The 19689-nt window shown below is 68.5% G+C and carries 17 protein-coding genes; 7 read left to right on the forward strand and 10 right to left on the reverse strand.

The features are described 5' to 3' along the window. Positions 1–103 precede the first annotated feature (103 nt). Positions 104–1519, forward strand: coding sequence for a replication initiator protein A (locus DEIPI_RS0123190; protein ID WP_027483347.1), 1416 nt, complete (start codon positions 104–106; stop codon positions 1517–1519). A gap of 455 nt (positions 1520–1974) precedes the next feature. On the opposite strand, the gene DEIPI_RS0123195 is transcribed toward DEIPI_RS0123190, so the two are convergent. After that, positions 1975–2289: a hypothetical protein gene (locus tag DEIPI_RS0123195; protein WP_027483348.1), complete on the reverse strand. Its 315-nt coding sequence runs from the start codon at positions 2287–2289 to the stop codon at positions 1975–1977. Between the two features lie 246 nt (positions 2290–2535). Here DEIPI_RS0123195 and DEIPI_RS0123205 point away from each other — a divergent pair, with 246 nt between their 5' ends. From DEIPI_RS0123205 to otsB, 3 genes are read left to right on the forward strand one after another with little or no spacing between them, the layout of a single operon-like run. Then, on the forward strand, positions 2536–4368 hold the full coding sequence (locus DEIPI_RS0123205; protein ID WP_027483349.1) for a glycoside hydrolase family 2 protein: 1833 nt from the start codon (positions 2536–2538) through the stop codon (positions 4366–4368). A gap of 11 nt (positions 4369–4379) precedes the next feature. Then, entirely contained in the window at positions 4380–5753 is a 1374-nt protein-coding gene (locus DEIPI_RS0123210) for an alpha,alpha-trehalose-phosphate synthase (UDP-forming) (protein ID WP_027483350.1), read from the forward strand. Beyond that, on the forward strand, positions 5750–6493 hold the full coding sequence (otsB, locus tag DEIPI_RS34010; RefSeq protein WP_045235018.1) for a trehalose-phosphatase: 744 nt from the start codon (positions 5750–5752) through the stop codon (positions 6491–6493). Before DEIPI_RS0123210 ends, otsB begins: the two co-directional genes overlap by 4 nt. A gap of 187 nt (positions 6494–6680) precedes the next feature. Here the strand turns inward: otsB and DEIPI_RS0123225 are convergent, their stop codons facing one another. Further along, positions 6681–7151, reverse strand: a complete 471-nt coding sequence (locus DEIPI_RS0123225; RefSeq protein ID WP_027483351.1) for an RES family NAD+ phosphorylase — start codon at positions 7149–7151, stop codon at positions 6681–6683. Continuing rightward, positions 7148–7600 (reverse strand): antitoxin Xre/MbcA/ParS toxin-binding domain-containing protein, encoded by a 453-nt coding sequence (locus tag DEIPI_RS0123230; protein ID WP_027483352.1) that lies wholly within the window; start codon positions 7598–7600, stop codon positions 7148–7150. The genes DEIPI_RS0123225 and DEIPI_RS0123230 overlap by 4 nt, the downstream gene beginning before the upstream one ends. Before the next feature lie 146 nt (positions 7601–7746). Between DEIPI_RS0123230 and DEIPI_RS34015 the strand changes: the two genes are divergently transcribed. Further along, positions 7747–9123: an MATE family efflux transporter gene (locus tag DEIPI_RS34015; protein WP_045235019.1), complete on the forward strand. Its 1377-nt coding sequence runs from the start codon at positions 7747–7749 to the stop codon at positions 9121–9123. A gap of 6 nt (positions 9124–9129) precedes the next feature. Here the strand turns inward: DEIPI_RS34015 and DEIPI_RS0123240 are convergent, their stop codons facing one another. From DEIPI_RS0123240 to DEIPI_RS0123260, 4 genes are all read right to left on the reverse strand, one after another. After that, the gene (locus tag DEIPI_RS0123240) at positions 9130–9537 is read right to left on the reverse strand and encodes a hypothetical protein (RefSeq protein WP_157463917.1); all 408 of its coding nucleotides are present in this window, start codon (positions 9535–9537) and stop codon (positions 9130–9132) included. A 91-nt stretch (positions 9538–9628) separates the two neighbouring features. Further along, positions 9629–10483: a cyanophycinase gene (locus DEIPI_RS0123245; RefSeq protein ID WP_027483354.1), complete on the reverse strand. Its 855-nt coding sequence runs from the start codon at positions 10481–10483 to the stop codon at positions 9629–9631. Continuing rightward, positions 10464–11357 (reverse strand): isoaspartyl peptidase/L-asparaginase family protein, encoded by an 894-nt coding sequence (locus DEIPI_RS0123250; RefSeq protein WP_027483355.1) that lies wholly within the window; start codon positions 11355–11357, stop codon positions 10464–10466. The genes DEIPI_RS0123245 and DEIPI_RS0123250 overlap by 20 nt, the downstream gene beginning before the upstream one ends. Positions 11358–11612: 255 nt before the next feature. Next, entirely contained in the window at positions 11613–12395 is a 783-nt protein-coding gene (locus DEIPI_RS0123260; RefSeq protein ID WP_027483356.1) for an SDR family oxidoreductase, read from the reverse strand. A 208-nt stretch (positions 12396–12603) separates the two neighbouring features. Between DEIPI_RS0123260 and DEIPI_RS0123265 the strand changes: the two genes are divergently transcribed. Together DEIPI_RS0123265 and DEIPI_RS36970 are read left to right on the forward strand one after the other, a co-directional pair. Further along, complete coding sequence (locus tag DEIPI_RS0123265; RefSeq protein WP_027483357.1) at positions 12604–15024, forward strand: IPT/TIG domain-containing protein; 2421 nt, start codon at positions 12604–12606, stop codon at positions 15022–15024. A 665-nt stretch (positions 15025–15689) separates the two neighbouring features. After that, positions 15690–17093, forward strand: coding sequence for a replication initiator protein A (locus DEIPI_RS36970; RefSeq protein ID WP_084474841.1), 1404 nt, complete (start codon positions 15690–15692; stop codon positions 17091–17093). A 404-nt stretch (positions 17094–17497) separates the two neighbouring features. Here DEIPI_RS36970 and DEIPI_RS0123275 read toward each other — a convergent pair whose 3' ends face one another. From DEIPI_RS0123275 to DEIPI_RS0123285, 3 genes are all read right to left on the reverse strand, one after another. Beyond that, positions 17498–17737 (reverse strand): hypothetical protein, encoded by a 240-nt coding sequence (locus DEIPI_RS0123275; protein ID WP_027483359.1) that lies wholly within the window; start codon positions 17735–17737, stop codon positions 17498–17500. Positions 17738–17848: 111 nt separating this feature from the next. Beyond that, positions 17849–18799 carry a branched-chain amino acid ABC transporter permease gene (locus DEIPI_RS0123280; RefSeq protein WP_027483360.1) on the reverse strand — a complete coding sequence of 317 codons (951 nt, stop codon included), beginning with the start codon at positions 18797–18799 and terminating at the stop codon, positions 17849–17851. Further along, complete coding sequence (locus DEIPI_RS0123285; protein WP_027483361.1) at positions 18796–19683, reverse strand: branched-chain amino acid ABC transporter permease; 888 nt, start codon at positions 19681–19683, stop codon at positions 18796–18798. The genes DEIPI_RS0123280 and DEIPI_RS0123285 overlap by 4 nt, the downstream gene beginning before the upstream one ends. Positions 19684–19689 lie beyond the last annotated feature (6 nt).

Below are 19689 nucleotides of genomic sequence, written 5' to 3' on the forward strand. Positions count from 1 at the left end.
CATCGGTCGGTGTGCGCGAGACCTCGTTCCGGCCACGGACGAGCACGCGAGTTGTCTAGGGCGTGCCCCACCGGGGAGGAAGCGCGCCGCCTACAGTTCCCGCATGAGCAGGAAACGCCGGGACAACGACGTCGCGCGGGGCATCGACGAGCGCAACATCGCCGGGATCGCCCTGATCCCCAGCCAGAAGTACCTGCCGAGGGACAAGCTGGTGTGGACACGCCACGTGACCACGCCGACCGGGAAGATGGTCACGGTGACCTGCAAGGGCATGCCGGACGTGGGCCTGCCGCGCGGCGTGGACGGTGACATCCTCGTGAGCCTGCTCAACGCGTACGTGGAAGCGGGCTGCCCGGCGGACGGGGTGATCGTCGCGACACCCTACGCGGTCCTCAGGGGATCGGGGATGGGCGTGACGAGTGTGTACTACGAGATGTTCAAGGAGGGTCTCGAACGACTCAAGACCGCCACGTACACTCTCACGGACGGCTGGTACGAGGCGCGCGAGATGCGCTTCATCTCCGCGCACTTCAACCTGCTCAACGACGTGCAGTACACGCACGGGCAGGACGGCCTGGACGAGCGTTCCGTGATGAGGCTGCAGCTCAGCGACCGCCTCACGAAGAGCATCCGCGACGGGCACGTGAAGCCGCTCAACCTCACGCTGTACCGCAGGTTGCCCACCGTCGGGGCGCGCACGCTGTACCGCCTGCTGGACCTGCACCTGTTCGAGGCGGCGGCGCTCGGGGAGGGCGAGCCGTACCGTCTCACGGTGCCGCTCGTGGAGTGGGGCGCGCACTGCGGCATCCTCGATCCCGGCCCGGACAAGATCCGGCGCGCCCTCGACGCGATGCATAAACCGCTGCTCATGGAGGGCTATCTGCAATCCGTGGCGTATTCGGGCACGGGACGCAGGACGGAGGTGCGGTACGTGTACGGGCAGGCGAGCGCGCCCGCGCGTCCGGAGCACGTGGAGGCGCTCCTGCGGTACGGGGTGCACAGGTCGCAGGCCGAGAAGTACGCCCGTGAGCTCGGCGAGGACGTCCTGAAGGTCATCGATGCGTTCGAGACGCACAAGCGCGGCGCGCGCAGCCGGGTGGAGAACGAGGCGCGGTACCTCGCGGCGATGCTCAAGGACGCGGAGTCGATCCTGCAGGGGGCACGTGTTCGGGAAGCTGAGACCGCCCACGCATCCCAGAGGTCCGCGGTCTGCAAAGTCCAGGTGCCGTCCGAGGAGGCAGATGGAGGAAGTGAAGCGGACGTCTTTTCGAAGGGCACTTTCGAGGAAATGGCAGAGTACGTCTTCAACCCGTTCCACAACGAGACGCTTCGACGTTCGAAGTCGGGGCCGTGCCTGGAACTGGCACAGCTGGATCGCCTCAGGAGTCTTGTCGCTCTCGGAGAGATCGACGCCAGAGAGACGTACCGGCTGGTGCTCAAGACGCTCATGGGTGGAGCCAGCCGGGTGGAGGCGATCGAGACGCTGCAGTCCCTCGCGCGACCGTCGGACCTATCGTAAGAAGTGGGGCAACGCCTGTCGTAAGAAGTGGAGGAATAATTAGGAAAAGGCCGTCCTAGACGGCCTTTTCCTTTCCTTTTTTGGGGTATCGTAAGAAGTGGGGCGAAACAGGCCGTTACTATCGTAAGAAGTGGGGCGTTTTGAGCTGGCCCTATCGTAAGAACTGGGGAGGACGCCCGCCGAACTATCGTAAGAAGTGGGGCAAAAGTATCGTAAGAACTGGTGTGACTTGGAACACAAACTATCGTAAGAAGTGGGGCAAAAGTATCGTAACTAGTGGGGCAAACTATCGTAAGAACTGGGGCAAATCAGGCTGAAAACACCGTCCTGGACGCGAGCGCCCCTCCCCTATGATGATGATCATCTTGTTTTAGTAGTTAAAAGATAAATACTAAAAATCATCAATCAGCGAAAAATTTCGGCGAACACCTGGCAGAGCGGCCCCGCTCCGCCCGTCAGAGCCGTTCCACCTCGTGCGCGCGGACCACCAGTTCGTCCTGCGCGAAGCGTCGCCTCAACGTCTCCCGGTAGTCGGCCCACCACGCGCGGTCGAGCTCGTCGGTCATCACCTCGAAGACGACCACGTCGTCACGCACGGTACGACCCTCGTCGGGCTTCCACAGGCCGGTGGCGGGCGCGCGGGAGTACGCGGTGAGGCCACCGAAGCGGCCCGTGAGCTCCCCGGCCACCTCGGCGTAGCGTTCGCCCGGAAAGGCTCGGCCCTCGCGGTCGTAGAGGGGCAGCAGGAGCTGAACGAGGTGGGCGCTCACGAGCCTCCGCGTCCGCGCAGGAAGCGCAGCACGAGCACGACGCCCAGCACCACCGCGAACGGCGCGAGCGACCCCAGCACGATGATCAGCACGTCCATGCCCTCAGGCTAGGCGGCCCGGGCGTGAGGAACCCCCGGGAGGCCATCACGGACGTGAAGGACTCCCGTTGGTGATACAAACGCGGGGAGCTTTAGACTCTCTCGAACCCCGGCGCCCCTCAGGGAGCGCCCGGCCCCAGGAGGCCCGATGCGAGAACCCGACGTCCTCCACCCCCGCCCCCAGCTCACCCGCGACGAGTGGACCGATCTCGGCGGCACGTGGGGGTTCGCCTTCGACGACGACGACGTCGGACGTCGTGACCGCTGGTACGCGCGCGACGACGTGTACGACCGACAGATCGTCGTGCCCTTCCCGCCGGAGTCCCACGCGAGCGGTCTGCGTGAAACGGGCTACCACCGCGTGCTGTGGTACCGACGGACCTTCAAGGTGGAGGCTTCTGCCGACACGGACGTGCTGCTGCACTTCGGCGCGGTGGACTACCGCGCGGAGGTCTGGGTGAACGGGCAGTTCGTGACGCGGCACGAGGGCGGGCACACGCCGTTCACGGCGGACGTCACGGCAGCGCTGCGTGAGGGCGCCGAGCAGATCGTGGTGGTCCGCGCGGAGGACGAACCGCGTGACCTGACGCAGCCGCGCGGAAAGCAGGACTGGCAGGTCGAACCGCACGCCATCTGGTATCACCGCACGAGCGGCATCTGGCAGACGGTGTGGCTGGAACGCGCGCCGCGCACCCGCATCGAGGCGCTCCGCTGGACGCCGGACGTGGACAGGATGGAACTGCGCCTCGTGGCGCGCGTCGCGGGCCCACTCGTGGACGGGGCCGCGCTGCGCGTCCGCCTCACCCTGCGAGAAGAGCTCCTCGCGGAGCAGGCCCTCACCGTGACGGGCGCGGAGGTGCGTGCGACGATCCCGCTGAACTTCGTCTCCACCAACCCGGAGCGGGACGACATCCTGTGGTCCCCGCGCCGCCCCAACCTCATCGACGCGGAGCTCACGCTGGAGGCGGGCGGGCGGACGCTCGACCGCGTGGGTTCCTACGCGGGCCTGCGGAGCGCGGCCGTGCAGGGCGGGCGCTTCCTGCTCAACGGGCTCACGTTCTACCTGCGCCTGGTGCTGGCGCAGAACTACTGGCCCCAGTCGCACCTCGCCGCGCCCGACACGGACGCCCTGCGCCGCGAGGTGGAGCTCGTCCGGTCCCTGGGCTTCAACGGCGTCCGCATCCACCAGAAGGTGGAGGACCCGCGCTTCCTCGCGTGGTGCGACCGCCTGGGCCTGCTGGTGTGGGCGGAGATGCCGAGCGCGTACGCCTACTCGCCCGAGACGGTGGAGCGCGTCACACGCGAGTGGCTGGAGGTGCTGCGCCGCGACCACTCGCACCCCTGCGTGGTGACGTGGGTGCCGATGAACGAGTCGTGGGGCGTCCCGAACCTGGAGGGAGACGAGGCGCAGCGCGCGTTCGTGCGGGGCCTGTACGGCCTGACGCGCGCGATGGACCCGACGCGGCCGGTCGTGGCGAACGACGGGTGGCAGTACGTCGCGGGGGACGTCCTGGGCGTCCATGACTACGCCCCGCACGGGGAAACGCTGCGGGAGCGCTACGGGACGCGCGCGTCCACGCAGGAGACCCTGCGGTCCGTGCAGCCGTACTTCCGCAACATCCTCACCGACGTGGACGACCACGGGGACGCGGCGGTGGTGCTGAGCGAGTTCGGTGGGCTGAGCTTCGCGCCCGGCGAGGGCGAGCGCTGGTTCGGGTACGGCACGGTCCGCAGCGGCGAGGAGCTCCTCGCGCGGTACGACGAGCTCGTCACGGCGGTCCTCGCGTCGGACTCGCTGGCGGGCTTCTGCTACACGCAGCTCACCGACACGGAGCAGGAGACGAACGGCCTCCTGACCGCCACGCGTGAACCGAAGCTGGACGTGGCGCGCCTCCGGGAGATCAACACGCGCTTCGCGCGGTCCACGCCGGGCGACGTGCTCGGCAGCGTCCATCAGGACGCGCAGGACCGCCACACCTGAGGAGGAAGCCTATGGGACTCATCGTCGTCTCGAACAGGGAGCCGTACGCGCCGCACGCGGGCGACGGCGGCCACGTTACCTGGGTCCCGTCCATCGGCGGCCTCACCGCCGCGCTCGACCCGGCCCTGCAGCACGCGGGCGGCACGTGGATCGCGTGGGGCGAGCAGCAGCCCGAAATCGAGCGGGTGGACCTGCCCGCCGAGGAGCCGCGCTACCGGCTGGAGCGCGTGCGGCTCAGCGACGCGGAGGTGCGTGACTTCTACCACGGCTTCTCGAACCGCGCGCTGTGGCCGATGAGTCATTACTTCATCGAGCGGACGAAGTACCGCGCGGACTGGTGGCGGGCGTACGAGACGGTCAACCGCCGCTTCGCGGACGCGGCGGTCCGCAGCTACCGCGAGGGCGACACGATCTGGGTGCACGACTACCAGCTCGCGCTCGTGCCGCGCATGATCCGCGAGGCGCTCCCGGACGCGCGGATCGGGTTCTTCTGGCACATCCCGTGGCCGTCGTCGGAGGTGTTCCGTACGCTCCCGTGGGACCGGGAGCTCGTGGACGGCATTCTCGGCGCGGACGTCGTGGGGATGCACACGGAGGAGTACACGCGGCACTTCCTGTCCGCGTGCCGCCGCGTGCTGGGCGCCGTGACGAACGGCGAGGCGGTGACCTGGAGGGACCACGTCTCCAGGGTGGTGGCCCGGCCCATCGGCATCGAGGTGGACGCGTACGAGGAGCTCTCCACGTCGCCGGAGGTGGAGGAGACCGCCGCGCGGGTCCGTCAGAGCGTCCAGACGCGCATCCTGCTGGGCGTGGACCGCCTCGACTACACCAAGGGCATCCCGGAGCGGCTGGAGGCCTTCGACGCGTTCCTCGACCGTCACCCCGAGGCGCGGCGCCAGGTGACGTTCGTGCAGATCGCCGTGCCGAGCCGCGAGCGGGTGGAGTCGTACCGTCAGCTGCGCGCGCAGGTGGAGGGCCTCGTGGGCCGCATCAACGGCAAGCACACCCGCGACGGCTGGTCGCCCATCCAGTACATCTACCGGGGCGTGCCGCGCGAGGAGCTCGTCGCGCACTACCGCGCGGCGGACGTGATGCTCGTGACGCCCCTTCGCGACGGACTCAACCTCGTCGCGAAGGAGTTCGCGGCGTCCTCGCGCGACGGGGTGCTGGTCCTGTCGCGCTTCGCGGGCGCGGCGGACGAACTGCCCGAGGCGCTGCAGGTCAACCCGTACAATCCCGAGGGGCTCGCGTCGGCCCTGCTGCAGGCGCTCAACATGCCGCTCGACGAGAAGCAGGCCCGGCTCCTGCGGCTGCGCGAGCGGCTGCGTGCGAGCGACCTGCGGTCCTGGGCGGACGGGTTCGTGCGGGAGGTGGAGGGCGCGTGAGCGTGCCCCGTGAACTGGCTGGGCTCGGCGCGCGGTCCCTGCTGGTCGTGTCGGACTACGACGGGACGCTCGCGCCCATCGTCACGAATCCGGACGCGGCGCTGCCCCAGGAGGGCGCGCGGGAGGCCCTCACGGCGCTGGTGGAGGCCGGGCACGAGGTGGCGGTCCTGACGGGGCGCGGCGCGGCGCAGGTGCGCGCCTTCCTGAACCTTCCGGGCCTCACCGTGATCGGTCTGCACGGGATGGAGTGGCCGGGTGAGACGCCGCCCGCGCCCGACGTGACGGCCATCCGCGAAATCACGGCGCGCGTGCCGCCCACGCCCGGTCTGAGGCTGGAGGACAAGGGCCGCACGCTCGCGGTGCACTACCGCGAGGTCGCGCCCCACGAGCAGGTCCGGGTGGAAGCCGCGCTGGAGGCGCTCACGCTCCCGCCGGGCTGGGAGCTCATGCGTGGGAAGCTGGTGCGGGAGTTCCGCCCGGCGGGCTTCGGGAAGGGCCGCGCGCTCGCCCGCCTGAGGGCAGCGTTTCCGGATCGGCTCGCGGTCTTCCTGGGCGACGACGCCACGGACGAGGAGGGCTTCGAGGTGCTGCGGCGCGAGGGCGTCACCGTGAAGGTCGGGGAGGGCCTCACCCTCGCGGAGCACCGCGTGGCGGACCCGGCGACGGTGGTGGAGCTGATGTGGGCGTGGACTCGGCGGGAACGGCGCTCGTCCTCATCGAATCAAATTCGATCAGATTAGAACGTGTAATCCGATCATGACCGCGAACCACTCCTACGCCCACCTGCGCGACGAGTGGCCACGGTTCCTGTGGGACACGACCTCGTCGCCAGAGGTCTGCTCGTCGTCGCCCCCCGGGCGGGCGGACGGAGCACCGGCTACCTGCTGAACTGGCCCGAGCGTGGGACCGCCGCGAGCATCTGACGGTTCAGTTCGGCGTCCTGAGCGCGCCGAGGATACGGTGGTCGAGGCTGAAGGGCCCGTGCAGACGCAGGCTCGGGAGGAGTCGGTCGAAGTCGGGGTGAGCCGGATTGAGGATGACGTTGCGTTCCCCGCAGACCTCGGGCATCAGGACGCTCGGCACCACGAGGGCGGCCGCGCGGCTCTCCTCGTGCCAGGACAGGCCGTACTCGCGGCAGCGCTCCCGGTCGGTGACGGGAAAGCCTTCGGGGAGGTGCTCCACGTTCAGGTCGTCCGGGAGGTCGGCCGTGCAGGTGACGTAGCCCTCGAAGTTGAAGTACTCCTCCCAGTGCGCCATGACTTCGAGCACGGCGAGCGGGAGGGTGGTGCTGGTGTAGATCACGCCGACGCCGGGCGGGTTGAATCGCCCGGCGCCGTTGCCGGGGGTGAAGGCGGCCAGCGCGTTCGGCCGGTTCCATGCGAGTCTCCAGACCCTCATCCGTACGTGACGTCCTCGAGAGAGTCGAGGTAGCGGGCGAGGCGGTCGCGTCCCGTGGAGGTGCGCATGAGGTCCACCGGAGCCTTGCCGTCCAGATGGCCGTTGGGACGAACGATCCAGGCTCGCGCCTTGTCCCGGCCGAGGACGGCGACGACTCGCGCGAAGAGCTCCGTGACCTGCAGCGCCCGGTCCGCGACGTCCACGGGTGCCAGTGTGCCTGCTCGGCGCTCGCGACTGCTGGTGGGTTGCGACGTGCCGACGATGGTGTAGATCTGGGTCTTGGGCAGGCCGGTCAGATCGGCGAGCTCCTCGACGAGGGTGAAGGCAGTGACGGTGAGCGCGTCGTCGTCGCCCACTTCGAGCGCGCGTCTGACCCGGTGGCGTGGGGTATGGAACACCTGATCCACGAGTTCCTGCATGAGCGCATCGGTTTTGCGGTAGGGTTGCATACGGGCTCCTTTCAAATGAATGATAACACGATTCATTAGAATGAGCCTCTTGTGGTGCGTCCAACCTGAACGACCTCCAAACGCGAACGAGGCTCACGTCATGCCCGCCACGTCCGCCTGCCCTACAGTGCTCGCGGAGGATTCCCTTGTCGAGCGCCCACCTTCGCGACATCCTGCGACTCGCTTTGCCCGCCAGCTTCGAAGCCGTCGTCCAGCTCGCCTTCAACTTCCTCGCGCAGCTCATCGTCGCGGGGCTCGGCGCGACCGCCGTCGCCGCCGTCGGATTCAGCAACAACGTCACCCTCATGGGCGTCTTCACGCTCGGCACGATCGGGTCCGGCGCGGGCATCCTCGTCGCACGCGCCTACGGTGCCGGGGACCACAAGGGCGTCGCGCGCGTCGCGAGCCTCGCCTTCACGCTCGCCGCCGTCCTCACGCTCGGCCTCGCCACGCTCGCCGCCGTCTTCGCACGGCCCCTGCTCGGCGTGCTCGGCGCGCCCCAGGATCTCGTCGAGGCCGCCGCGCCCTTCTTCCGCGTCGCCGCGCTCACCGTGCCCCTCATCGTCTTGAGCGTCGTCGCGGGCGGCGTGCTGCGCTCCCTGGAGAAGCCGCGCGTGCCCATGCTCACCACCATGGTCGCCGCCGTCGTCAACGTCGCCGTCGGCTACGCCCTCGTGAAGGGCGCCCTCGGCCTCCCGGCCCTGGGGCTCGTCGGGGCCGCCTGGGGCGCCCTCGCCGGGCAGCTCGTGCGGGTCGGGCTGCTCTGGTGGGTCACGTACGGCACGCTCGGCTCCCTGCGCTGGTCTCCCCCACCGCTCGGACGCGCCGCCCTCGTGCCCCTGCGCGAGCTCGCCCACCTCTCGCTGCCCCTCGCGGCCACGCAGCTCGCGTGGAGCGGCGGCAACCTGCTCTACGCCCTCATCCTCGCCCGGCTCGGCACGGCCACGCTCGCGGGCGTGCAGATCGCCTACACCATCGAGGGCATCTTCGTCGTCGCGTCCTTCGGGCTCGTGCCCGCCGCGACCGCCCTCATCGGGCAGGCCGTCGGGCAGCGTGACGCGGCCCTCGCACGCCAGCGGGCCCGCGCCGTGGAACGCTTCGGCCTCGTCACGGGCCTCGTGTTCGGCGCCCTGTACGCCCTGAGCGTGTACGCCCTGCCGCACCTCTACGCGGGGGTCGGGGAGCGCGTCCGCGACGTCGCCGCCGCCACGATCCTCCTCAACGCCGCCTTCCAGGTCGTCAAGGTCGCGAACATGGTCCGTGGCGGCGGCATCCTCCCGTCGGCCAGCGACACGCGCGGCGTGCTGCTCGGCGACGCCCTCAGCGCCTTCGCGGTGGGACTGCCGCTCGCGTGGCTCCTCGCGTTCCCGCTCGGGTACGGCGTGTGGGGCCTGCTGGTGGCGCGGGTGCTGGAGGAGGTCGTCAAGGTGCTGATCTTCGCCTGGCGTGCCCGCAGGCTCGCGTGGCCCCGCGTGGTCGAGCTGCACGAGCAGGAGACCCACCGGGAGGCCCACGCCGCCTGAGAGTGGCTACGGCGTCACGTCGAGCCGCACGTTCACCTTCTGCACGTTCACGACCGCCGCCGTGCCCTTCACGGTGAGGGTCGTGGACGCCGCGCCCGCGTACGCGGCGTCCACGAAGACGTTCAGGGTGGCGCTCGACCCGTTCACGTCGATCGTGACGGGCTCGGCGCGCACCCCCGCCGGAGGGTTGTCCAGCGTGAGCTCGATGGGTGCCGTGATGGGCGAGGACAGCAGGTGCGTCGCCGTGACCGTGATGGGCGTCCCCTGGGCGCTCCCTCGCTTCGCGGTGACGTGATCGGGCGCCTGCAGGTTGTACTGGACGGCCCCCGCGAGTTGCAGTTCCGAACCCCCGCACGCCGAGAGCGTCAGCCCGAGTCCCAGGGCCGTCAAAGCCGTCATCGTCATCCTGTGCATGTCGTCCTCCCCTTCGACACGCACGGTACCGGGACGGCCATGACGGCAGGATGGCGGGGCGGCCACCGTGCCGCCCCGCCATCCCGTGGCCTCAGTCCGCGGCCTTCTCGTGGCCCTCGGCGCGCGCGGCGGGCTCCCTGCGGGCGAGGTCGAAGGTGTCCCCGGCCGACAGCACGTGCAGGCGCACGCCGAACAGCGTGAGCGTCTCCGCGCGCCGCGCCTCGGCGATGTTGGAGTGCGTGACGCCCGCCCCGTCCGCGACGTACACCGCGCCGCTCCCCACCACCGTGAAGCGCTGCTCGCCGGGCGCTCCGCGCACGACGATCGCGGTGTCCTCGTCGATGCCGATGCCGAGCGCTCGCGGGTTGTGTGCCACCGCGCCCAGCAGACGCCCGATACGGCCACGCTCCGCGAAGTGCTGATCGATGATGACGCCTCCGATCAGGCCCAGGCCGGGCGCCATGCGCAGGTCGCCCACATGGTAGGACTCGTCGCTGGTGCCCTTCACGAGCATCGTCTCGCACATCACGGACGCGCCCGCCGACGTGCCCGCGATCACCCCGCCCGCCGCGAGCACCTCGCGGACGCGCGCCTCGACGGGCGTGTCGCCGATCTGGCTGGTGATGCGCAGCTGATCACCGCCCGTGAAGAACACGCCCGCGGCACCGTCGAACAGCGCGAGCTTCTCCGGGGACGACGCCTCGGGCCTCTCCTGCACGTAGAGCTCCACGAGCTCCCCCACGCCGAGCCCGTCGAAGCCCTGCTGGTAGCCCTCGAAGTACCCCTCGGGCTCGTGCGACGCGACCGTCGCGATGACGAGCTTCCCGCCGCGCGCGTGACGCGCGACCTCGCGCAGCACCTCGCGGCGGCCCTCCTTGGCCTCGTGCCCGCCGATGATGACGAGGACGCCCTGCCCGCTCGCGCCCTCACTGTGCTGGTTCGACATCCGCTTCCTCCTCGGTCTTCTTCAGGGTCACCCTGGGCTGCGGCTCCCGCGACGTAGCGTAGGCGACGGGCATGTGCGGGCTGGTGTGCCACCAGCCCACCTGCCCTTCAGGTGTGACGACCACCCCGCCACCGTTGCCGCCCACACGCGAACCCATGAACTCCAGCGCGCCCCGCACCGCCCCCTCGGGCCCCGCGCCCGGCAGGTTCGTGACGACGCGCGCCGCCACCATCGCCCGCGCGATGGTCTCACCCGTACCGGTCAGCGCCACCGCGCCCACCGTGTCGTCCGCGTAGAAACCGCAGCCCGGCAGGGGCGAGTCCCCGACCCGGCCCTTCGACTGCCCGGTCAGGCCGCCCGTGCTGGTGGCCGCCGCGACGTGACCGCGCCCGTCGAGCGCGACCGCGCCGACCGTGTCGTGCTCGGCGAGGGCGCCGCGCTGCTCGTCCGTCACGAGCTCGTCCGGGTCCGCGAGCTCCGCGCGACGATCCCGGGCGAAGCGCGACGCGCCCTCGCCGGCGAGCAGCACCGTCTCCTCGCGCAGGAGAAGCCGCGCGACGCTCACGGGATGCCGCACACCCATGACGCCCGTCACGGCGCCCACGTCGAGGGTCCCGCCGTCCATCAGGGCGGCGTCCATCTCCACCTCGCCGTCCGCGTTGAGGGCGCTGCCCATGCCCGCGTTGAAGGTGGCGTCGTCCTCCAGCACCCGCACGGCCGCCTCCACGGCCTCCACGGCGCTTCCGCCGCCCTCCAGCACCCGGCGGCCCGCCGCGAGCGCCGCGAGGACCCCGGAGCGGTTCGCGTCCTCCTTGCCCTCCGGGACCTCCTTCGCCCCGCCGTGCACGATGATCGCCCACGCTGCCTCAGGCATCCCGGACCTCGCGGGTGAACGGCGCCATGTCGGGCGCGAGAGTGTGAGTCGAGTCGTCGGGCCGAGACCGGATTGCCGGATCGTGCGTCATGTCGTGCTCCTCGCGAGAATGAAAGGCGGAACCTGGAGACCCCACAGGGAATCTAGACGCGTGGAGGCCGTCCTGATCGGCATGCACCTGTAGACACGTTCAGACATCACGTCCCGGCGGCTTCGGACCCCCGGAGGGTTCGTTCGGACGGACAGCGAAATCCTTCATTTCAGCAGGGACGCGCCGCCGTCCACGTAGAGCTCCACGCCCGACACGTGCCGCCCGAGGTCCGACACGAGGAACAGGACCGTGTCCGCGACGTCCACGGGCTCGCCCTTGCCCTCGTGGAGTGCCGGGTGTCCCTCGGGGAACTCGACCGACATGTGCAGCCGCTCCGTGTCCTTCTTCTGCGTGCGCTCGTCGATATTCGTCTCGATCGCGCCCGGACAGACGGCGTTCACGCGGATGCCGTCCCGTCCGAGTTCGAGCGCCATCATCTTCGCGAACGCCACCTGACCCGCCTTCGACGTCGAGTAGGCGCTCGCGCCGGGCGTGGAGAACGTGCGGTTGCCGTTCACGCTGCTCGTCACGACGATGCTGCCCCCGCCCGCCCGGCGCAGGTGAGGCACGGCGTAATGCACCGTCAGGTACGTGCCGCGCAGGTTGATCGCGATGGTCTTGTCCCACTCGTCGGGTTCGAGCTCGTCGATCGGCGCCCACATCCCGTTGATCCCGGCGTTCGCGAAGACGATGTCGAGCCGCCCGAACTCGCGCACGGTCGCCTCGATCGCGTCGCGGACGCTCGCGGCGTCGCTCACGTCGCAGGTGAGGTACACGGCCTCGCCGCCCGCCGCGCGGATCTCGTCGCGGACGCGCTCCCCGTCCTCCTGCTGCACGTCCGCCAGCGCGACGCGCGCGCCCTCCCGCGCGAGACGACGCGCGGTGCCCGCGCCGATCCCACTGGCGCCGCCCGTGACGAACGCCACCTTCGATTCCAGCATGCCCATGGATTCCCTCCCCTGCCCGCCTGATGGGCGGGCGTGAACGTACTGTGGCGGGCGGCGCGCGGGGCCGCGTGAGCGGCGGTGAAACGTGGGTGCAGGAATGGCCCGGGCGGCGGCACCATCCTGAAGCCATCCCGTCCCCGTTAGGTTCGTGAGCGTCGCGTGAAACCGATGGTTCGCGACGTCCTCCACGGCGAGGAGAAGGAGCTTCATGAAGATCCACAAGACCTTGATCCTCGGCTGCGCGCTCGTCCTCACGAGCGGCCTGCTGGCCTCCTGCAACCAGCCCGCGCCCGCACCCACCCCCATCGTCGACCCGGTCCCGCAGACCCTGCCCGCGACGATCAGCGGCCTCAACGTCACCACGGCGCCGCATGGCGGGACCGTCACCCTGACGGGCACCCACCTCGGCACGACCGGCGCGGTCACCATCGGCGGCGCCGCCGCGAGCGTCACCGAATGGAGCGACACGAGCGTCACCTTCACCGTCCCCACGGGCGCGGCCTGGGGCTACGTGAACGTCGACGTCACCACGGGCGGCAGGACCGTCACCGCGCCCGCGAAGATCCTCATCGCCCGAGCCGCACCGGACTCGGCGCGCACCACCACCGAACTTCAGACGGCGCTCGACGCGCTCCCCGTCGGCGGCGTGCTCCTCCTGGGCGCCAGGGAGTACACGCCGGGCGAGCGTCCGCTGCGGCTCGACCACCGCAGCGTCATCGGGCAGGGACAGGACCGGACGCGGGTCGACGGGGACGTGCAGTTCATCGTGAGCGGCGACACCCGGCTCCTCGTGTCGAACCTGACCTTCGCGGGCGACACCTTCTACGCCGCCGACAGCATCTACGACGGCGACCTGTCCGAACCCACCGCGTCCGCCCTGCGCGAGAACGCCACGACCTTCCAGAGGGCCGCGTCCGCGCTGCCCGCGCCCCACCACCCCACCCTGAACGCCGCCCGCAGCGCCGTTCCTTCGGCGGCACTCGCGGCCCCCCACCAGCCGGTTCAGCCCCAGGCCCACCCGTTCCTGCTGCCCGCCCCGCAGACGAACACGGGCGGCCGGATGAGCGCCCGGAGCGTCACGGCGACCTCCACCAGCAGCCTCGACTTCGACCACGTGACCTTCGCGGAGGTCACCGCGAACGCGGGTCAGATGCTCGTCGCGCTCGTCGGGAGCGACGTGAGCTTCACGGGCAGCACGGTGAAGCTCAACCGGGGCGCGCAGATCATCGCCACGAACCTCGGCCTCGACGGCACGGCGCTGACGTCCGTCACCCACGGCGACCTCGCGTTCTACGGCGCGGGCGTGCAGGTGCAGGCCGTCGGCAGCGCGCGCATCACCCGAAGCACCATCAGGACGGACGACAACGTCAACATCATGGCCGTGCTCTCCGCCCTCACCATCGAGGACAGCACGATCACCACCGACGCCGCGACGCTCGCGGACCACGGGCAGTACACCAACCTCCAGCTCGGCAGCCAGTACGGCGACACGACCGTCAAGGGCAGCACCATCCTGGCGACCGACTCGAACGGCGACACGGGCGGACGGTACCTCCCCTACGTGAACCTCTGGTCGGGCTCCGGCGACGTCACGGTCAGCGGCAACAAGCTCCTCCACTCCGACGACCACCTCGAGATCTTCGGCGGTCAGAGCGAATACGAGGGCCAGGCCCCCACCAACCACGTCACCGTCGACGGCAACCTCGAACTCTCCGTCGGCGACGGACCCGAAGGTCGTGAGGACCCCACGTACCTCGGCATCTACAACAACGCGCTCGGTCGGGTCACGGTGAGCGGGAACGCGAAGATCGACGCCGACCGATACGCGGAGGTCTACTCGACCCTGGGGCAGGTCGTCGTGAAGGACAACCCCGACATTAGCGTCGTCTCCCGGACGGCCGACACGAGCAGCGCCTCCCTGTACCAGTACGGCACGCTGCAGCTCTACACCAACAACGGTGACCGGCGCGTCGCCAGCGACGTCACCGTGACGGGCAACGGGATCCGCGCGGATCGGCAGGTCTACGTGGACGCGTGGGATGGCAACCTCGACCTGAGCGGCAACACCGTCGAGGTGACCGGCAAGGACAACGCGTACTTCACGGCGTACTGCGAGTTCGCCCGTACCTGCACCGTCACGAACAACACGGTCACGCTGAAGGACCCTCGCGCGCTGAGAGCCGACCGCTGGTGGACCGGCTTCCAGCTGTACGCGAACTCCTACGACACCACGATCGGAAAGCAGGACGTCCGCGTCACGGGCAACACGATCCGGACGCTCGGCAGCGTCGACTCGAACGTCCTCATGCGGCTGGGATGGGGCACGGCGACCGTGAGCGGCAACAACGTCACCAGCAGCGGTTCGGCGCAGTTCGACGTGTCCCAGGCGAACGCCGCCATCGACGGCAACACCCTGAACCTGTTCGACGGGGTCACCCTCGTCGGCGGCGAATCCGGCCTGACCCTCGGCGCGTACGACGGGACCGAGGCGGACCCGACCCTGCTGAGCTTCACGAACAACACCGTGCGGAACGCCGGCCTCACGAACCTCGACGACGCCGACGGTGACGGCGCCCTCGACCGGATCCTCGTGGACGGAAACACCGGCGTGAACCTGCCCAACCCCTGAGCTTCCGCAAGGAGAAGCCCGGCGCGGAAGCGCCGGGCTTCGTCGTCTCGTTCTTACCGTATGGCAGCTCCTTGTGCGCCCGACCCTCACGGGTGCGTCGAAACCGCCGGTGTGGAGAAGTGCGGGTCCGACGGGTGAGGTGCGGGAGCAAGCCTCGCTGTCCGCCGTCCCTGTCTAGACAGTGTGCTGTCTAGACATAGCGACAACTTTGGCACGATGACGCTGCGGTCGACGAAATTCAGCGTTTTTCACATAGCGACACCTTTGGTACGTTTAGCTTATAACATAACAATTCCCCATAGAAGCAGGAGATTCTGTAGCGACACCTTTGGTACGTTATGTCGCCAGGTAGCGACACCTTTGGTACTGCCCATAGCGACACCTTTGGTACGTTTTTTTGTGTCCTCACTGTGTCCACGTGCTGGACGGCGTTTTCTCTCCTCCGGGCTCGTCTCCGCTTTGACTTGCAAAGCACGATACCTTTGGTACGTTTCTCCTCATAAATAGCGACACCTTTGGCACGATTTCTCTCACAATAGCGACACCTTTGGTACGTTTTTCGAGGGAAAGCGCGTCCTGGACGCACTCATGATTCGCCCTTGTTGTTGTTTTTTTTGTTTTTCTTTAGTAAAAGAAACAACAACAGGCCGCGACGAGAGGAGCGCATGAAGAAGGACCATCGAACCCAGGACTTCGCCACTGTCGACGAGAGGAACGTCGCACGCCTCGGCATCGTCAGCCTCCAGACCCGCGTCGGCCCCGAAACTCGCTGGTCCTCTGCCTTCACGGTGGGGACGCAGTCATATCGACTGGAGATCCGCGCGGCAGACGGCAGACCACGTGGCATCGATACCAACGTGCTGATCGGCATAGAGTCCCTCTTCGCAGCTCACGACTCACCTCGTGACAACTGGCTGCACACCACGGCCTACGCCCTGAGAGAAGCGAGCTTCCTGCCGAACAACGGCAGCAGTTACCACCGGCTGCGAGAATCGCTGTTACGGTTGTGGTCCACAGGTTTCATCGTGTCGGAGGGTTGGGCCAGCCCGAGCCACGACCAAATCAGGACAAACGTGACGTTACGGCTCATCGACAAGATCGCCTTCCTGGACCTTGGAGGGGACGACGAAACCGAGAGACTGCGCAAGCTCGTTCCTGAAGCGACCCTATCCATCCGAATTGGTGATGAGCTCGCCCGTTCCATTCGCGCAGGCTTCACGCAAGCGCTCGAACGACAACTCTTGACCGCCATCGAGCAACCACCTGCACGCGCCCTCTACCGACTGCTCGAAGCCCACCGATACACGGATGCCGGCCGCCCGCTTCCCGAGTTGTCCGTCGGACTTCTGGATTGGCGTCAGGCGTGCGGCATACAGGACGAGAAACCTGCTCGTGTCCTCAGGACACTCTGCGAAGCACACGAGGAGCTTGTCGCGCAACGCTACCTTGCCGAGGTGCGAATTGAGGGTTCCCGAAGAAATACCTCCATCACTTATGTGTTTTCCGCACATCAACAAGCCGATCCACACCTCGTCCGTCTGCTGATTTCCGTGGGTGTGGCAGCTCCACAGGCGAATAAACTTGCCTGCGAAGCACCGGAGCGTGTGGAAGACGTCGTCGATTACGTCAAGCGGCAGGTCGTCAGGCGCCCTGATCAATTGAGGAGCCCCGCTGGCCTCGTCGTCGACATGCTGAATCATCCTGACAAGTACGTGCTTGAAGACCGGTTTTCAGCAATCTCGACGTCTGGTGGTCAAGCCAGTGTACGCAACACGACACTAGTCGATCTGGCGGAAAGGGCCGCTGCAGAAGCGGCCGAACGAGAGCGAGTGAAGCTATCGGGACTTCGGCCTCACGAGCAGTGGGAGCATGTGCGCAGCTCGTTGAAGGTCCTTATCGGAAAACGACTCCGTCAAAACGATTGGGCTCGTATGGAAGACGCGTGTTGTCAGGGAGTTTTGAATGCGCTCGAGATCAAGCATGAATACATTTCTGCACAAGCCCAACAGAAAACCGAGAGCTACATGGAGGAACTGCTTTCACGTCTTCAATCGCTGAGTGAGCGTTAGGAGCACGTTCCAGAATGAGAGGGCGGCCCTCGACTCGAATTTTCAACTCTGCGGCCGCCATTCCCCAAGTACACCGATAGCGTCGGACGATCGAGAGGAGACGATCGAGAGGACGAGATAGGAGAGCCGCTGTGGGACAACCTCCCTGCACTATTTCCCCCAAGTTCACCGATAGTATTGGGTGCCGAAACGGGCAGAGCGGCGACACTGCTGTGGGACGACTTTTCTGCCCGTTTTCCCCCGAGTTCACCGACACCTCCCGCGAACGAATCCCCCAAGATCACCGATACCTCCCCCAGCGGCTCGAAATCGGGGGCGGACTCCGGTGTTCGGAGTCCGCCCCTCGATGGAGACTGACTTTTGGGTTTCACTGCGAACGAACGGCCGCGACGAGGTCCCTGTTCTCAGCGTCCGTCTCTGTCGGCCTCCTCGTCCACGAGGGGGACGCTCGGTGTGGCGGCGCCCGCGCCGGAGGGGGCGGTGCCGGTGCCGGTGTTGTACGGCGCGATGATGCCGTCCGTGGTGCCGGGGTCCACGTCGGTGTCGTGCGCGGGCGGGTTGACGCGGTTGCGCTGGTCGCGTTCGATCTCCTCGACGGGACGTCCGATGGGTTCGATGTCGCTCAGGGGGGTGTGGTCGGTCATGCCTCACCGTAGGCCGCGCGGGGTGAAGGTCCCGCACGAATCCCCTCGCCCCGCCTTAAGGGACGGGGCGGCCCCTCCGGAGGCCGCCCCGTCCCCTGCTCCCGACGCTCCTCAGCGGCGGGCCTTCAGGAAGCCCTGAAGTGTCCCCACGACCCCCCGGCGGAAGAACAGGACCGCCAGCACGAACACGAGGCCCGTCACGACCCCCACGGGCAGGCTCGCGGTGGTAAGGACGTCACGCAGCAGCAGCACGATCGCCGCGCCCGCCACGGGACCGAACAGGGTGCCCGTCCCGCCGAGCAGGGTCATCATCACGACCTCGCCGGACGTCCGCCAGTTCACGACCTCCAGACTCACGACGCCGTGACCGAACACGAACAATGAGCCCGCGAGGCCCGAGAGCGCCGCCGAGATCAGGAACGCCGTCAGCTTGAAGCGCGTCGGGGAGTACCCCACGCTGCGCGCGCGCGTCTCGTTGTCCCGGACGGCCACGAGGGTTTTCCCGAAGGGAGACCGCACCACCCGGTACGCGGCGCAGCACCCCAGGGCGAACACCACGAGCGCGAAGTAGTAGCGGTGCATGCTGTTCGTGAAGTCCAGCCCGAGCAGGCCGGGCCGGGCGAGGCCCTGCAGGCCGTTCTCGCCGCCCGTCACGTCCGTCCACTGTAGCGCGAGGAACGACAGCATCTGCGCGAACGCCAGCGTGATCATGGAGAAGTAGATGCCGATGGACCGGACCGACAGGAACCCCACCGGGACGGCCACCACGAGCGCGGTGAGCGTCCCGCCGAGCAGCGCGACGGGAACGCTCTGCCCGTGCCCGAGGAGCCAAGCGGTGGTGTAGGCGCTCGTGCCCCAGAAGGCCGCGTGTCCGAACGACAGCAGCCCGGCGAAGCCGAACATCAGGTCGAACGCGACGGCGAAGAGGCCGAACGCGAGGATGTCGAGCGCGAGCACCGGGTACACGACGTGGGGCAGGATCAGCAGGATCAGCGCGGCCGCCGCCACGACGAGCGCGGCGCCCCGGCGGGCGCGGTCACGCGTGACGGGCAAGGCCGTCACTTCGTCTCCGGGAGGCCGAACAGGCCGTTGGGGCGCAGCAGCAGCACGAGCGCCATCAGCACGAACACCAGGGTGTTCGCGATGGGCGGGTACAGCGCCGAGCCCAGCGCGACGAGCACCCCGACCGCGAAGCCCGTCACGACGGACCCGAGGATGCTGCCCATCCCGCCGATCACGACGACCGCGAACGTCACGATGATGAGTTCCGAGCCCATGTACGGCTCGACGCTGTAGATCGGCGCGGCCAGCACGCCCGCGAGCGCCGCGAGCGCCACGCCGAAGCCGAACACGATCGTCACCCAGCGGCCCACGTCGATGCCGAAGGCCTGCGTGACCGTCGGGTTCTCCGTCGCGGCGCGGATGACGGCGCCCACCCGGGTCCGCTCGATCACGAACCACGTCGCGGCGCACACGACGACGGCGAACCCGATCACGAACAGGCGATAGGTCGGGAAGAACACGAAACCGAGATTGGTGGCGCCCACGAGCGCCTCCGGGATGGTGTAGGGCGCGCTCGACACGGCGTAACGGGTGAGCATCACCTGCTTGATGGCGTCCTGGATCAGCAGGGTCAGGCCGAAGGTGAGCAGCAGGTTGTAGCTGGGGTCGAGGCCGTACAGCCGCCGCAGCAGGCCCCGTTCGAGCGCGACGCCGAGCAGGCCCACCACGACGGGCGCGACGAGCAGGGCAGGCCAGAAGCCCAGCCCGAACGCCTGCCCCAGCGCGAACGCCACGAACGCGCCGAGCATGTAGAGCGCGCCGTGCGCGAAGTTCACGATGCGCAGCAGCCCGAAGATCACCGCGAGGCCCAGCGACAGCAGCGCGAAGAACGCGCCGTTCACGAGCCCGTTGAACACCTGGATGAGCATCAGCTGGGCGTTCACGTCCGC

This window comes from Deinococcus pimensis DSM 21231, from assembly GCF_000519345.1.
GTDB lineage: Bacteria > Deinococcota > Deinococci > Deinococcales > Deinococcaceae > Deinococcus_A > Deinococcus_A pimensis.

Bases quoted from the DNA above. Each gene is read 5' to 3' on its own strand.
- DEIPI_RS0123190 (WP_027483347.1), top strand. From the start codon at position 104: ATGAGCAGGAAACGCCGGGACAACGACGTCGCGCGGGGCATCGACGAG.
- DEIPI_RS0123205 (WP_027483349.1), top strand. From the start codon at position 2,536: ATGCGAGAACCCGACGTCCTCCACCCCCGCCCCCAGCTCACCCGCGAC.
- DEIPI_RS0123250 (WP_027483355.1), bottom strand. From the start codon at position 11,357: ATGCCTGAGGCAGCGTGGGCGATCATCGTGCACGGCGGGGCGAAGGAG.
- DEIPI_RS0123245 (WP_027483354.1), bottom strand. From the start codon at position 10,483: ATGTCGAACCAGCACAGTGAGGGCGCGAGCGGGCAGGGCGTCCTCGTC.
- DEIPI_RS0123240 (WP_157463917.1), bottom strand. From the start codon at position 9,537: ATGCACAGGATGACGATGACGGCTTTGACGGCCCTGGGACTCGGGCTG.
- DEIPI_RS0123225 (WP_027483351.1), bottom strand. From the start codon at position 7,151: ATGAGGGTCTGGAGACTCGCATGGAACCGGCCGAACGCGCTGGCCGCC.
- DEIPI_RS0123275 (WP_027483359.1), bottom strand. From the start codon at position 17,737: ATGACCGACCACACCCCCCTGAGCGACATCGAACCCATCGGACGTCCC.
- DEIPI_RS0123210 (WP_027483350.1), top strand. From the start codon at position 4,380: ATGGGACTCATCGTCGTCTCGAACAGGGAGCCGTACGCGCCGCACGCG.
- DEIPI_RS0123230 (WP_027483352.1), bottom strand. From the start codon at position 7,600: ATGCAACCCTACCGCAAAACCGATGCGCTCATGCAGGAACTCGTGGAT.
- DEIPI_RS0123260 (WP_027483356.1), bottom strand. From the start codon at position 12,395: ATGGGCATGCTGGAATCGAAGGTGGCGTTCGTCACGGGCGGCGCCAGT.
- DEIPI_RS36970 (WP_084474841.1), top strand. From the start codon at position 15,690: ATGAAGAAGGACCATCGAACCCAGGACTTCGCCACTGTCGACGAGAGG.
- DEIPI_RS0123265 (WP_027483357.1), top strand. From the start codon at position 12,604: ATGAAGATCCACAAGACCTTGATCCTCGGCTGCGCGCTCGTCCTCACG.